At 67.0% G+C, this 13,227-nt stretch carries 14 protein-coding genes; 2 read left to right on the top strand and 12 right to left on the bottom strand.

Going from position 1 to position 13,227, the window contains the following annotated elements; translation table 11 throughout:
• Positions 1-64: 64 nt before the first annotated feature.
• Together PVW46_RS16915 and PVW46_RS16910 are read right to left on the bottom strand one after the other, a co-directional pair.
• Positions 65-1,306: an MFS transporter gene (locus PVW46_RS16915; RefSeq protein ID WP_043146031.1), complete on the bottom strand. Its 1,242-nt coding sequence runs from the start codon at positions 1,304-1,306 to the stop codon at positions 65-67.
• 90 nt (positions 1,307-1,396) lie between these two features.
• Positions 1,397-2,152, bottom strand: coding sequence for a leucine-rich repeat domain-containing protein (locus PVW46_RS16910; protein ID WP_139132382.1), 756 nt, complete (start codon positions 2,150-2,152; stop codon positions 1,397-1,399).
• Positions 2,153-2,221: 69 nt separating this feature from the next.
• Here PVW46_RS16910 and zapE point away from each other — a divergent pair, with 69 nt between their 5' ends.
• Positions 2,222-3,277, top strand: coding sequence for a cell division protein ZapE (gene zapE, locus PVW46_RS16905; RefSeq protein WP_069210743.1), 1,056 nt, complete (start codon positions 2,222-2,224; stop codon positions 3,275-3,277).
• Positions 3,278-3,363: 86 nt separating this feature from the next.
• Here the strand turns inward: zapE and PVW46_RS16900 are convergent, their stop codons facing one another.
• The 6 genes from PVW46_RS16900 to PVW46_RS16875 form a co-directional block, all read right to left on the bottom strand.
• Complete coding sequence (locus PVW46_RS16900; protein ID WP_069210744.1) at positions 3,364-4,278, bottom strand: LysM peptidoglycan-binding domain-containing protein; 915 nt, start codon at positions 4,276-4,278, stop codon at positions 3,364-3,366.
• 28 nt (positions 4,279-4,306) lie between these two features.
• Entirely contained in the window at positions 4,307-4,924 is a 618-nt protein-coding gene (locus PVW46_RS16895; RefSeq protein ID WP_274576776.1) for a rhodanese-like domain-containing protein, read from the bottom strand.
• Positions 4,925-5,126: 202 nt separating this feature from the next.
• Positions 5,127-6,410 (bottom strand): bifunctional folylpolyglutamate synthase/dihydrofolate synthase, encoded by a 1,284-nt coding sequence (locus tag PVW46_RS16890; RefSeq protein WP_069210746.1) that lies wholly within the window; start codon positions 6,408-6,410, stop codon positions 5,127-5,129.
• A gap of 28 nt (positions 6,411-6,438) precedes the next feature.
• A complete protein-coding gene (gene accD, locus PVW46_RS16885; protein WP_043146039.1) occupies positions 6,439-7,380 on the bottom strand; it encodes an acetyl-CoA carboxylase, carboxyltransferase subunit beta in 942 nt (313 codons plus the stop codon).
• A 137-nt stretch (positions 7,381-7,517) separates the two neighbouring features.
• Positions 7,518-8,384 (bottom strand): CPBP family intramembrane glutamic endopeptidase, encoded by an 867-nt coding sequence (locus tag PVW46_RS16880; RefSeq protein WP_232786376.1) that lies wholly within the window; start codon positions 8,382-8,384, stop codon positions 7,518-7,520.
• A gap of 31 nt (positions 8,385-8,415) precedes the next feature.
• Complete coding sequence (locus PVW46_RS16875) at positions 8,416-9,354, bottom strand: fatty acid desaturase family protein (protein WP_274576769.1); 939 nt, start codon at positions 9,352-9,354, stop codon at positions 8,416-8,418.
• A gap of 139 nt (positions 9,355-9,493) precedes the next feature.
• Between PVW46_RS16875 and PVW46_RS16870 the strand changes: the two genes are divergently transcribed.
• Entirely contained in the window at positions 9,494-10,429 is a 936-nt protein-coding gene (locus PVW46_RS16870) for an AEC family transporter (RefSeq protein ID WP_069210748.1), read from the top strand.
• 25 nt (positions 10,430-10,454) lie between these two features.
• Here PVW46_RS16870 and PVW46_RS16865 read toward each other — a convergent pair whose 3' ends face one another.
• From PVW46_RS16865 to PVW46_RS16850, 4 genes are all read right to left on the bottom strand, one after another.
• Complete coding sequence (locus PVW46_RS16865; RefSeq protein WP_043146046.1) at positions 10,455-10,637, bottom strand: hypothetical protein; 183 nt, start codon at positions 10,635-10,637, stop codon at positions 10,455-10,457.
• Between the two features lie 110 nt (positions 10,638-10,747).
• Positions 10,748-11,455, bottom strand: a complete 708-nt coding sequence (locus tag PVW46_RS16860) for an NYN domain-containing protein (protein ID WP_043146049.1) — start codon at positions 11,453-11,455, stop codon at positions 10,748-10,750.
• Between the two features lie 75 nt (positions 11,456-11,530).
• The gene (locus tag PVW46_RS16855; RefSeq protein WP_083242430.1) at positions 11,531-11,965 is read right to left on the bottom strand and encodes a GNAT family N-acetyltransferase; all 435 of its coding nucleotides are present in this window, start codon (positions 11,963-11,965) and stop codon (positions 11,531-11,533) included.
• A gap of 44 nt (positions 11,966-12,009) precedes the next feature.
• A complete protein-coding gene (locus PVW46_RS16850; RefSeq protein ID WP_069210750.1) occupies positions 12,010-12,771 on the bottom strand; it encodes a potassium channel family protein in 762 nt (253 codons plus the stop codon).
• Positions 12,772-13,227 lie beyond the last annotated feature (456 nt).

The raw sequence follows: 13,227 nt of genomic DNA, 5'->3' as shown, positions 1-13,227 counted from the left end.
TCTTTGGGCCGAAAATACCTCCGGGGGAGGCTCGCAGAGCCGGGGGGCAGCGCCCCCCTTGTCCTCAGGCCGTCACAGGCACTGGCAACGCCCGGTTTTCCCGGATCGGCAGGTGCACCAGCGCGCTCAGCGCACCGACGCCCACGCCGATCCACCAGACCATCGTGTAATCCCCGGTCGCGTCATACAGCCGCCCGCCCAGCCAGACCCCCAGGAACCCGCCGACCTGGTGGCTGAAGAAGACAACACCATACAGCGTGCCCATGTAGCGCAGCCCGTAAAGATGCGCGACCAGGCCAGAGGTCAGCGGCACCGTCGCCAGCCAGAGCGAGCCCATCACCGCCGAAAAGACCAGCACGCTGCCCGGGGTGATCGGCATCAGGATAAAGGCCGCGGCGACCACCGTGCGCGCGGTATAGATCAGCGCCAGCAGGTACTTGCGGGGAAAGAGATTGCCCAGCCAGCCCGCCGTCAACGTCCCGGCGATGTTGAACAGTCCGATCAGCGCGATCGAGGCCGCCCCCAGCGCAGAGGTCGTCGTCACCCCCAGCGAATGCAGCGTGCCGCCCACGGCGATCGGCCCGCACATCTCCGTCACCAGCGCCGGGAAATGCGCCGTGATGAAGGCCAGCTGGTAGCCGCAGGAAAAGAACCCGATGAAGATCAGCGAGAAAGAGGGATCGCGGAACGCCCGACGCAGAATCACGCCCATGCTTTCCTCGATCTCGGTTTTCGAGGCCGCCGGCGCCCGCATCAGGGGCAGGGTCAGCAGCACCGCCAGGATCGCGCCGGCGAAGACGAAAAACACCATCTGCCAGGCCATCAACCCCAGCAGCGCCTCGGCCACCGGCGCGCCAACCACCTGCCCGGCGCTGCCCGCCGCCGTGGCAATCGCCAGCGACATCGACCGGTTCTCGGCGCTGGACGCCCGGCCCACCACCGCCAGGATCACGCCGAAGCCGGTGCCCGCGATACCGAAGCCCACCAGCACCTCCAGCGCCTGCAGCGAAAACGGATCGTTCGACAGGCCCGACAGCACCAGACCGATGGCGTACATCACCGCGCCCAGGATGATGGCCACCCGGTCGCCCAGCCGCTCGGCAAAGGCGCCGAACAGCGGCTGGCCGATGCCCCAGGCCAGGTTCTGGATCGCGATGGCCAGGCTGAACTCGGCCCGGGCCCAGCCGAATTCCTCGGCGATAGGGATCTGGAAGACCCCGAAACTGGCCCGAACGGCAAAGCTGACAAGGATGATGATGCAGCCGACGATCAGGACCGGGGTGAAAAGCGGGGCACGGGACGACATGATGAAACCTCCGGAACACGGGCGCCGAGAAGTCGCCCGTTCGACGCCCGGCGTCAAACTCGAATGCGTGATGGTTCGGTTCAGAATTCCTTATGCGTCGCCGCGCCAGCCGGTCAGCCGTGCGCCGCCGGTCAGGTGATCGACAAGGTCGCTGGCCCGCACCTCCGGGTCCTCGGTCTCTGCGATCCGTGCCAGTGCCCGGTCACGCAGGGCGGCAGGCGTCTCCTCGAAGGAAATGCCCACCTCGCCCTCGCCTTCGCAGAGCGCCGGCAGGCCCAGGACCGGGCGCAGGTCCTGCACCTGCGATCCGGTGAGATCCAGCACCGCCAGCTCCGGCAGCCCCTTCAGCGGCGACAGGTCCGTCACCCCGGTGCGCCGGATCGACAGCTGGCGCAGCCCTCGGCACCGCGCAAGGGGCGTCAGGTCGGTGACGGCGGTGCCGTCCAGCCACAGTTCTTGCAACCGCCCAAGGCCCGCCAGGGGCGACAGCTCCACGACCTCCGTTCCCTCCAGGAACAGGTTGCGCAGGTGGGTCATGCCCGACAGCGGCGACAGGTCCGTGACCGGCGTGCCCCGCAGGTCCAGCTTCTCCATCCGGGTCAGGCGGGCCAGCGGCGCCAGGTCGGTGATACGCGTGCCTTCCAGGTCCAGCCAGGTGATCCAGTCCAGCCGACCCAGCCAGTCGGGCAGCTCTGCCAGGAACCAGGGGTTCGAGAGGTTGAGAAAGGACAGGCCGTCGCGGCGGTTCATCTTGACGTGCTGCAGCACCTCGCGCAGCTCATCCGCCAGCCGTTCCTCGTCCTCCATCCGCGTCCCCCTGTCACCGCCACCGAGCGACCCTGCCACGCCGCCCTGTCCCCCCGCAAGCTGCACGGCGCCTCTACACAAGGCCCCGCGCATTGGCTATGCGAGGGCATGGCCACTGTCACAGACGTCTACCAATCCCGCGTCGCGTCGGGAAAGATCAAGCCGGACGAGGCGCAGACCGCCGTCCTGCCCGAACTGGAACGGCTGCGCACCGATCTGGCGCAGCCGGTCAAGCGCGGCTTTTTCCGCAAGACCATCGAGGCGCCGCAGGGCCTGTACCTCTGGGGCGGCGTCGGCCGGGGCAAGTCCATGCTGATGGATCTCTTTGTCGACACGCTGGACGTGCCCGCGCGCCGGGTGCATTTCCACGCCTTCATGCAAGAGGTCCAGGCCGCGATTCACGCCCTGCGCAGCCAGGGCGCCGAGGACCCGATCAAGCCCGTCGCCAAGGACATCAGCGACAAGGTGCGCGTGCTGGCCTTTGACGAGATGCAGATCACCGACATCGCCGACGCGATGATCGTGGGCCGCCTGTTCGAGGCGCTGTTCGACGGCGGCACAACCGTCGTCACCACCTCGAACCGCTTGCCGGACGATCTCTACAAGGACGGCCTGAACCGGCAGTTGTTCCTGCCCTTCATCGCCTTCCTCAAGGAGCGCATGGTGGTGCGCGAGCTGGCCTCGGACCGCGACCACCGGCAGGACCGGCTGGCCGGCGCACAGGTCTTTTTCACCCCCGCCAATGCCGAGGCCCGCAGCCAGATCGACGCCCTCTGGGAAGAGCTGACCCACGGACTTGAGGAAACCCTGACCCTGCACGTCAAGGGCCGCGAGGTGGAACTGCCGCGCTATCACAACGGTGTCGCGCGGGCCTCCTTCTTTGACCTTTGCGGCCGGATGCTGGGCCCCGCCGACTATCTCAAGCTGGCCGAAAGCGTGCGGGTCCTGATCATCGAGAACATCCCGCAACTGTCGCGCCGCAACTTCAACGAGGCCAAGCGTTTCGTCACCTTGATCGACACGCTCTACGAGGCGCGGGTCAAGCTGATCGCCTCTGCCGCCGCGCAGCCAGAAATGCTCTATGTCGAAGGCGAGGGCAGTTTCGAGTTCGAACGCACCGCCAGCCGCCTGCGCGAGATGCAGGCCGCCGAATGGTCCACCTGACAGAGGTCCCCCCAAGGGCGCAAAAAAATGGGGCCGGCAGAACCGGCCCCAGTCTTATGCTCGTTGCTTGCCTGTAGTCTTCTTGGTCACAAAACCGGGATGGTCAGTTGCTGGCCCACCCGGATCTTGTCCGGAGTGGTGATCTTGTCGCGGTTGGCGTCGTAGATCACCGTGTACTGCATCGTGTCGCCGTAAAAGCGGTAGGAAATCGCCGCCAGGCTGTCGCCCGGCTGCACCGTATAGACCTCGGCCCGGGCAAGGGAACGGGCACGGGGCCGCGTCACCTCCGACTCGACCCCCGCCAGCCCGCTGTCCGCCGGAACCTTGGTCGCCCCCACCGAGCGTTGCACCAGGGTCGCCAGCAGGGTCGTCGTGTCCACCTTGCCGTCCGAGGTGATCAGCGCCTCGGGCACCGCGATCCGGCCACTGTCACGCGCCTCGTTCAGCAGCGCGTCCAGGTAGGCATCCGATTGCCCCTGCCGCAGGGCCTGCACCACCAGCGTCTGCAGATCGCCGGAGTCCGGCGCACCGGCGCCCTTGGCACCGCCGGTCAGGTTGGCCAACACGTCCTGCGTCATGGCCATCAGCGCGTCCCCCTCGGCACCCGTCGCCGGGGCCTTGCCCAGTTCGGACAAGAGCGCGGTCGTGAACGCCGGATCACCCGCCGGCGCCTGCGAGGCCTTGACCGCCGCGGCAATCGCCAGCGCCGGGTTCGGTTGCGGTGTCGGAGCCGGGGCCGTGCCCGCCGGCTTCTGCGCCTCGCGCACCAGGGCGGAGAGGACTGCCGTCACATCCGCCGACGGAGCCGGGGCCGCCGCCTGCGGCGCCTCGACCGACCGGGCCAGAGCGCGCGGCAACGGATCCGGCGCCGTCGCGGCGCGTGTCACCATGTCCGGCTCTGCCGCCATCCGGTCACGGATATGCGCGGCCCCCGGCTGGAACACGATCAGGGCGGCGGTCACGGCCACGAACGCGATGCTGAACAGGATGATCCGGATCATCTGCCGCCCCCTCCCCCTTGCGCGGCCATCAGGCCGGAACCTTGACGGTCAGGCCCAGGAGCAGCCACAGCTGCATCCCGCCGCGGTAATACTGGATCTTCTCGGGCGGATAGCCCGCGTCGGTCAGGTTGCGGATCGCGCGCGGGCTCTGGTCGCACCACGGCCCGTTGCAGAACATCAGCAGGTCCAGCGCATCCGAGAAATCCCAGCGGCTGCCCAGCCTGCGGGCGCCCAGCGCCTCCAGGATCTGGTCACGATAGGGGTTTTTCGGCTCCAGCGTCGAAAAGGGCACGTTGACCGCCCCCGGGATCGTGCCCTTGGCGAACCATTCCGGCAACCGGCTGTCGATCAGCAGGCCCGACCCCTTGGACACCTTGGTTTCCAGGAAATCCAGCACCTCGATCTCGCCCACGGTGGTCACGCCCTTGCCGGCGGAAATCGGGTGGATGCAGAACGGGGGACAGGGCCGCGAGGTCTTGGTGAATTCGGTTTCCAGCCGGTGCGAGGTATCCTGGATGCGCTCGATCACGATGTTCTCGCCGTTGACCCAGATCGACCGATAGGCCGCGTCCGGCGTGATCTTGACGTCCTGGGCAAGGGCGGGCGCGGCAAGCAGACAGAGTCCGAGCGCAAATGCGCGGCGCATTTTGTGCAGCATTTCGAATTGTCCCCAAGATACGGCGAAACACGTCATCCCCGTGTGTTTCGGCGTGGCAGCTTGGGCAAATATAGGCAAAGCGCTGCGAATCAGTCAAGACAAAGTGATTCGCGGCCTACAACTTTCTGGGGAAATCAAGCCGAATCAAGAACCTGATTCGGCGTGATCCGTGGCGGCACATGCCGCCGCGTCAGCTCATCCCGTCGCGCAGGACGGAACCGGCCAGGTACAGCGATCCGCAGATCAGCACCCTTGCGTCCGGCGTCTCTGCCACGATGGCCCGCAGGGCCGCGCCCACGTCCTCGGCCATCAAGGCCCGGTGGCCCGAGTCCCCGGCCATGCGGGCGGTGTCCTCGGCGGACAGGGTGTTGGCCTCGCCGGGGATGTTCACCGCCGTCAGGCTGTCCGCCACCGCCGCCAGCGGGGTCAGGAAGCCGCGTGCATCCTTGGTGTTCAGCATCCCGCAGATCAGGTGGGTCGGACGTTCGGGCAGACCGCCCAGGTGCGCCGCCAGCGCCTTGCCCGCCGCCGGGTTGTGCCCGCCATCCAGCCACAACTCCGCCTCGGGCGCCATCTCGGCCAGCGGCCCCTGCCGCAGCCGTTGCATCCGCGCGGGCCAGGTCGCCTGGGTCATGGCGCCTTCAAAAGCCGCCTCGCCCAGCCCAAGGAGCCGCAGCACCGCCAGCGCCGCGCCCGCATTCTCGATCTGGTGGGCGCCCGGCAGCGCCGGCATTGGCAGGTCCAGCAGGCCGTTCTCGTCCTGGAACACCAGCCGTCCGCGCTCTTCCCAGGCGTGCCAGTGCTGCCCCTGCGCCAGCAAGGGCGCGCCCAGCGCCTCGGCCCGCGCCTCGATCACCTCCAGCGCCTCGTCCGGTTGCGGGCCGACCACGCAGGGCACGCCGCGCTTGATGATCCCGGCCTTTTCCCCCGCGATCCGCGCCAGCGTGTCGCCAAGGTACTGTTCATGGTCCATCGAGATCGGAGTTATCACCGTCGCCGCCGGACGCGCCACCACGTTGGTTGCGTCAAGCCGCCCGCCCAGCCCGGTTTCCAGCAGGACGTAATCCGCCGGAACCCGGCTCATCGCCAGGATGGCGGCGCAGGTCGTGATCTCGAAATAGGTGATCGACGCGCCGCCATTGGCACTCACGCATTCATCCAGAACCTCGGTCAGGGCCTGTTCGGAAATCAGCTCGCCGCGCAGGCGGATGCGTTCGTGGAACCGCGCCAAATGCGGCGAGGTATAGGCGTGGCAGGTCTGCCCCGCCGCCTCGATCCCGGCGCGGATCATGGCCTGGGTCGATCCCTTGCCATTGGTGCCCGCCAGGTGGATCACCGGCGGCAGCTTTTCCTCCGGGTGGCCCAGGGCCTCCAGCAGCTGCCAGACCCGGTCAAGCGTCAGGTCGATGATCTTGGGATGCAGCGTCATCATGCGCTGCAGCAACTGGTCGGACCCAGGCGCGGCTACGGTCATCTTGGAAGAACCTATCGAAAGGCGGAGATCACTCCGCGGAATCGTCCAGTGCCGCGTTCGGCTCGGCGGCGGGCTTCAGATCGTCCGGGCCGGGTGCGGGCAGGTCGCCCCAGGTCGCCGGCGGCATCTTCATCAGCATGCGGGTGATAACGATCAGCTCTTCGCGCATCTTGCGGCGGTCCGTCACCCGGTCCAGCATCCCGTGTTCCAGCAGGTATTCCGCGCGCTGGAACCCCTCGGGCAGCTTTTCGCGGATCGTCTGCTCGATCACCCGCGGCCCGGCAAAACAGATCAGCGCGTTCGGCTCGGCAATCTGCACGTCACCCAGCATCGCATAGGATGCGGTCACGCCGCCGGTCGTCGGATGGGTCAGCACGACGATGTAGGGCAGCCCCGCCTCGCGCAGCATCTGCACCGCGACCGTGGTGCGCGGCATCTGCATCAGGCTCAGGATGCCTTCCTGCATCCGCGCGCCCCCGGCGGCGGAAAACAGCACCAGCGGGCGGCCCAGCTTTACCGCCTCCTGCGCGGCGGCGATGATGGCGTTGCCGACATACATCCCCATCGACCCCGCCATGAAGCTGAAGTCCTGCGCGGCGGCCACGATGGGCGTGCGGCCGATCTCTCCGGCGGCCACCAGCATGGCCTCCCTTTCGCCGGTGGCCTTCTGGGCGGCCTTCATCCGGTCAGGGTATCGTTTCTGGTCGCGGAAATGCAGCGGGTCGGCCAGCGGTTCCGGCACCGCGACCTCGGTGAACACGCCGCCGTCGAACAGAGCCAGGAATCGGTCGCGCGGCGTGATGTGCATATGATGTCCGCAGTTGGTGCAGACGTTCAGGTTGTCGCTGATCTCGCGGTGGAACAGCATCGTGCCACAGCCGTCACACTTGGACCACAGGTTCTCCGGCACCTCGCGGCGCGAAAAGATCGAGTTGATCCGGGGGCGGACGTAATTGGTGATCCAGTTCATGAAGTGCTCGCGCCGGTTCCAGGATGGGCGAGAAATAGGCAAGCCGCCCCGGAATTGCAATCAGCCAAAGCCAGCGGCCCCGCCCGCGCAGGCAAACCCCTGCCACGGGCGTAGGGCGGGGTTCACCCCGCCGCCCGCTACAGCCGCAGCGCCACCCGTGCCGCCAGCCAGCTGACCCCGATCAGCGCCAGGTCCAGCGGCAAGACCGCCGCCACCGCCGCCTCGTCGCCAGGCCCAAAGGGCATCTGCCGCAACGCCAGGCCCGACATGTCCCCCTGCATCGAGGTCACCGCGAAGGCCATGAAGTTGTTTACGAAATGTAGCCCGATCGCCGGACCAAGGTTGCCTGCCCGCGCCGTCAGGTCCGCCGCCGCCAGCCCGAACAGCGCGCTCCAGGCCGCGATCAGCGCCGCATTGCCACCATAGACCCCCGGCAGGTAGTGGCCAAAGCCGAAAACCACGGAAGGCAAGCCCAGCCAGATCAACGGATGCCGGACCCGCGCCGCCAACTGCGACTGGAAATAACCGCGAAAAAAGACCTCTTCGGCGCCGGTCTGGATCAGCACGGCCACCAGGGTCGTCGGCAGGAACAGCATCCAGGTGTTCGCGGGCAGGCCCGGCACCGTCGACGCGTGGAAGTCCCAGGGCGGCAACAGCAACAGCGCGGCGTTCAGCAGCGCCACCGCCCATGTCACCCGCAGGAAATCGCGCCAGAACAGCGGCCAGGGGCCCAGCAGGCTGCGCCCCGGCCGCTTGTGCAGGATTTCGGCCACCGCCATCGCGGCGATCCACAGCGCCCCGCTCAGCAACAGCACAAGGGTCAGGCTGCCGGGGGTGTCGCCGCTCTGCAGGTTGTCCAGCAAGGTCAGGTAGGCGTCATCCGCCATCAGGCTGCCCAGCACCGCGATCACGCCGCGCGCAAGGGCGAACCAGATCACCACGATCAGCACCAGCCCGACAGCCAGCCGCCACAGCTCGGCGCGGCCCTCGGCCGGCAGGGTCATGAACTGGTGCCGCCTGTAGCCCATACCCCGGTCAGGCCGTCCGGGCCGAGGCCGCGCGCAACACCTGCGCATAGCCCTCCGCCAGCATCATCCGCCCCGTCACCCCCTTGTCCCGCAGCATTGCGTGCAGGCGCGGCAGGTTATGCGCGGGCACATGCATCACCAGGTGGTGTTCGAGATGGTAATTCACCCAGTAGGGCGCCAGGAACAGCCGCTCCAGCGGGCCGGCCAGGGTGGTGCGCGTGTTGCGCAGCGGATCCTCCGAGAACTCGACCGCGCCATGTTCGGCGATATTGCGAATACGCAGCACCATCTGGAACCATGTGAGCAGCGGCAAGAGCCACAGCGCGACCCACAGCCACCAGCCGCCCAGCGCCCAGAACACCGCAAAGAGCACCCCGTTCGCCACCAGCGCCCGGGTCAACACCGGCCCGTGAAAGGCCTGCGCCAGGTCCTGGCTGCTGACGCCCTCGGTCTCGCCCACCAGCCGCAGCGCGAACATCACCTGTGCCGCCCGCTGCTTGATCCCCGTCTGCCCGGTGATGTCCCGGATCAGCTTGCGCCGCAGCGAGGCGCGGGTGGTCGGAAAGGGTTTCGACAGCCGCAGGTCCGGGTCCTTCTCGGTCTGCGTGTGGCGATGGTGCATCAGGTGATAGTGCCGGTAGCTGGCCAGGTCCGCCAGGATCGGCGCCCCGCAAAGCCAGACACCGGCAAACTCGTTCAGTTTCCGCGACTTGAACAGCGCATTATGCGCCGCCTCATGCATCAGGATCGCCAACCCCAGCTGCCGCGACCCGATCACCATGACCGCGAGCACGAAGGTCAGCGCATTGGGCCACCACAGGAACACCCCCAGCGCGCCAAGGATCAGAGCCCAGCAATGCAACAGCAGCACCGCGCCCCAAAGGTCGGAACGGGCCGAGAGGCTGCGAATCTCCTCCGTGGTCAAAAAGGCCTTTCCCGGTGTCATGTCCTCATGATCCGGGGCGAGGGGCATGGCTGTCAACGGCGCGCGCCCCTGACGCGGCGGCAGCACGGTGGCCCGGCCACGAATGCCGGGACAGGCCCATCGCCGTTGACCCCGCCGCCCCCCGTGCTACAGCAACGACATGCTGGACATCTTCCTCAAGACACTGCCCTTCTTCGGCCTGATCGGGCTGGGCTATGGCGCCGCGAAATCGCGGTTCTTCTCGGAAGAGGCCAGCGCCGCGCTGACCAAGTTCGTCTTCTTCTTCGCGCTCTCGGCGATGCTCTTCCGCTTTTCCGCCAACCTGCGCTTTGACGAGATCTTCGAGCCGCGCCTGGCCAGCGCCTATCTCTGGGGCACCGCCGTCACCTGGGGGCTGGGCATGGCGGTGGCCTTCCTGCGCGGGCTGGACGTGCCCACCGCCTCGATCGAGGCGCAATGCGCGGCCATCGGCAACACCGGCTTCCTGGGCGTGCCGATGCTGGCGCTGCTTTTGGGGCAAGAGGCCGTGGGCCCGATCATCCTGATCCTCTCCATCGACCTGATCGTCTTTTCCTCGTTGCTGACATTGCTGGTGACCGGCGCGCGCGAGGGGCACATGGGGCTGGGCATCCTGTGGAAACTGCTTCTGGGCCTGCTGAAAAACCCGATGATCGTCTCCATCGGGCTGGGCCTGATGGTCTCGGCCAGCGGTTTGCCGGTGCCCGAGGCGGCCAACAGTTTCCTGACCACCCTGGGCAATGCCGCCACGCCCGGCGCGCTCTTTGCCATCGGCGCCTCTCTGGCGTCGAAATCCGCCGAGCGTATCCAGATCGCCGCCTGGCTGAGCTTTGCCAAGCTGGTGCTGCATCCGCTCTTCGTGGCGCTGGGGGTCTACGTCTTCTTCCCGGTCGACGCCTACCGCGCCTCGGTGGCGGTCTCTGCCGCCGCGCTGCCGGTGGCGGGCAACGTCTTTATCCTGGCACAGCACTACGGCATCGCGCCGCAGCGCGTCTCGGCCTCGATCCTGATTTCCACCACCGCCAGCATCGTCACGGTCAGCGCGATTATCGCCACGGTCACCAGCTGGTGGCCCTGACACGGCGCTGAGAGGCATCCGCCGGTCAGCTCTGGTTGGCGCCGCGCATCTGGCGGATGCTGCCCCGGATCGCGCGCCAGTTCTCTGCCTCGCGCTCGTTGCCGTCATCGCGGGACTGCCGTTCCCGCTGTGCGGCTTCCGCCTCGGCCTTGCCGCCATGCGCCCGGTACAGGGCATGTGCGATTTCCGTCGCCTTGATCGCATCCATGAGTCCATCCTCCTCTGATGTCCTGACGATAAGACACGCCGCCCGGATCACCTCCGGGGCGGCGTCAGGATCAACGCACGAGGCGGGCTTGGGGTTCCCTGCGGTCCCGCTCAGTCGACCCGGCGCAGCAAAAGCTGGTTGCCGCTGGTGCTGCGCTTGGTCTCGAAAACCTTCAGTTCCGCGACCAGGTCCGACAGCTTGCGCTTGCCGTAACTGCGGGTGTCGAAATCCGGGTTGGCGGCGGTGATGACCTGGCCAATGTCCCCCAGGCGATACCACTCGTCGTCCTGGTCGATGGATTCCATCGCCTTGAAGATCAGGTCGCGCGCCTGCGTCAGGTCGGTCTTGGCCTTGGGCTTCCCGCCCGAGGCCTTCTCGGGCGCCGAATCCAGGTTCTCGAGAAAGATGAAGCGCTTGCAGGCCTTGCGGAAGGCGTCCGGCGTCTTCTGCATGCCCATGCCGTAGACATCCAGCCCCTGCTCGCGGATGCGGCTGGCCAGCCGCGTGAAATCGCTGTCCGAACTGACCAGCACGAACCCGTCGAAACGGCCCGTGTGCATCAGGTCCATCGCGTCGATCACCAGTGCGATGTCGCTGGCGTTCTTGCCCACGGTATTGGCCGGCGAGTGATGCGGCACGATGCCGAAATCCGCCTGCACCTTGTTCCAGCCCGCCATCTGCTGGCTGGAGAAATCGCCGTAGCACCGCCGCACGCTGGCCTCGCCCAGGATCGCGATCTCGTCAAAGATCGCCTTGGTGTATTTCGGCGAAGTGTTGTCGGCGTCGATGAGCACCGCCAAAAGTGTATTGTCGGCCATTGAGCCTCCTTTTCGCCCCGGTAGGGCCATCCGGGTGCAGTGTGACAGCAATCGCGCGCCGCAGCCACCCGGCCCTCACAACATCCGGTACATCACCAGCGCGTCCACATATCCCTGATCGGGATGCAGGAAGGCGCCCGGCAGGCGCCCCACCACCTCGAACCCCGCGCGCTGCCAGGTCGCCACCGCGCGCGTGTTCGTCGAGACCACGAAATTGTACTGCATCGCGCGGAACCCCAGCCGCGGCGCCATGTCCAGCGAATGCGCCAGCATCGCCCGCGCCACGCCGCGCCCCTGCGCCGCCGGGGCGGTGACGTAACCGCAGTTGCAGACATGGCTGCCGCCGCCCTTCTGGTTGCGCACCATGTAATAGGTGCCCAGCAATTCGCCCGCATCTTCGGCGACAAGGACATGCCGTTCCGGCCCGAACCAGTAGTCCAGCGCCGCGTCGCGCGGGATGTCGGGGTCGATGGCATAGGTGTCGCCGGCGCGGAACACCGGCTCCAGCATGGTCCAGACCGCCGCGCGGTCCGCCTCGACGGCCTCGCGTATGATCACGCCTGCCCCTCCGTCCTGATATGGATCACCGCGCCGCAGTGCTTGCAATGCACCGCGTCCGCGTCATGCAGCACCAACCCGCATTGTTCGCATTCCTCGCGCACCTTGTTGGGGCGGATTAGCACCTGCACCAGACGCAGGAACAGGGTGACGCCAAAGATCATCACGACGACCGAGATCAGCCGCCCCACCTGACCCTGCAACGTGATGTCCCCGAACCCGGTGGTCGTCAGCGCCGTGACGGTGAAATAGAGCGCGTCGGCATAATTCTGGATTTGCGGGTTGAAGGTATACTGCGTGGCATAGACCAGCCCCGTCATGATGAAGATGAAGACGCCCAGGTTCAGCACCGCCAGCACCACGTCCTCGTTGCGGCGGAAATAGGCAAAGTCGCGCTTCAGCTGCGCCGACAGGTGGTAGGTGTGCAACAGCCGCAGCGTCCGCATCACCCGCAGGAATCCCAGCCCCTCACCCGCCAGCGGCGCCAGGAAAGAGACGATGGCGATGAGATCGGCAATCGTCACCAGCCGCGTCATCAGTCGCACCCGGTTGGTCGAGATCCAGAACCGCGCGCTGAACTCCGCCAGGATGATGACGCCGAACACCGCGTCCACCGCCTCGACGAAGGGGCCGTGTTGGGTGAACGAGGTGGCGATCACGAAGAGGATGGTGCCGATGTCAAAGAACAACAGCGCGTAGCGGAACCTGTGCGCCCGGTCGCTCTCACCGACATAGAGCTCGCGGATCTTGTTGCGCATGGGCCGTCCTTTGCTGGTCTCGGGGCAGGGTAGGACGGTTTTCCGGGAAGGGAAAGATGGCGGACCAAATGGAGCAGAGCGTCGCGATACGTTCCCGAGCCGCGCATCGCCGGGCCGCGGCGCGGCGATCCAGCGCTTGGAATCCCTCGGTTTATGGCTGCCATGTCCGAAGGCGTTCAAAGCCGAGCGCTGACGTCGAACAATCGCCGGGCCGTGGGGGCGGCCCGGCGATGCGCGGCGGCCTTCGGCCGTGTTTCCGCGCAGGAGGTCCCCCCAAACGAAAACGCCGGCCCCTCAAGGACCGGCGTTTCCGGAATCGCAGGGCGGGGTTCACCCCGCCGCCCAGATCAGTAGACGACGACCGACCGGATCGATTCACCCGCGTGCATCAGGTCGAACCCCTTGTTGATCTCGTCCAGCGTCAGCGTGTGCGTGATCATCGGGTCGATCTCGATC

Source organism: Mameliella sp. AT18 (genome assembly GCF_028807275.1).
In the GTDB taxonomy this organism is placed as follows: Bacteria; Pseudomonadota; Alphaproteobacteria; order Rhodobacterales; family Rhodobacteraceae; genus Antarctobacter; species Antarctobacter albus.
This window is presented reverse-complemented; position numbering and strand designations above follow the sequence as displayed.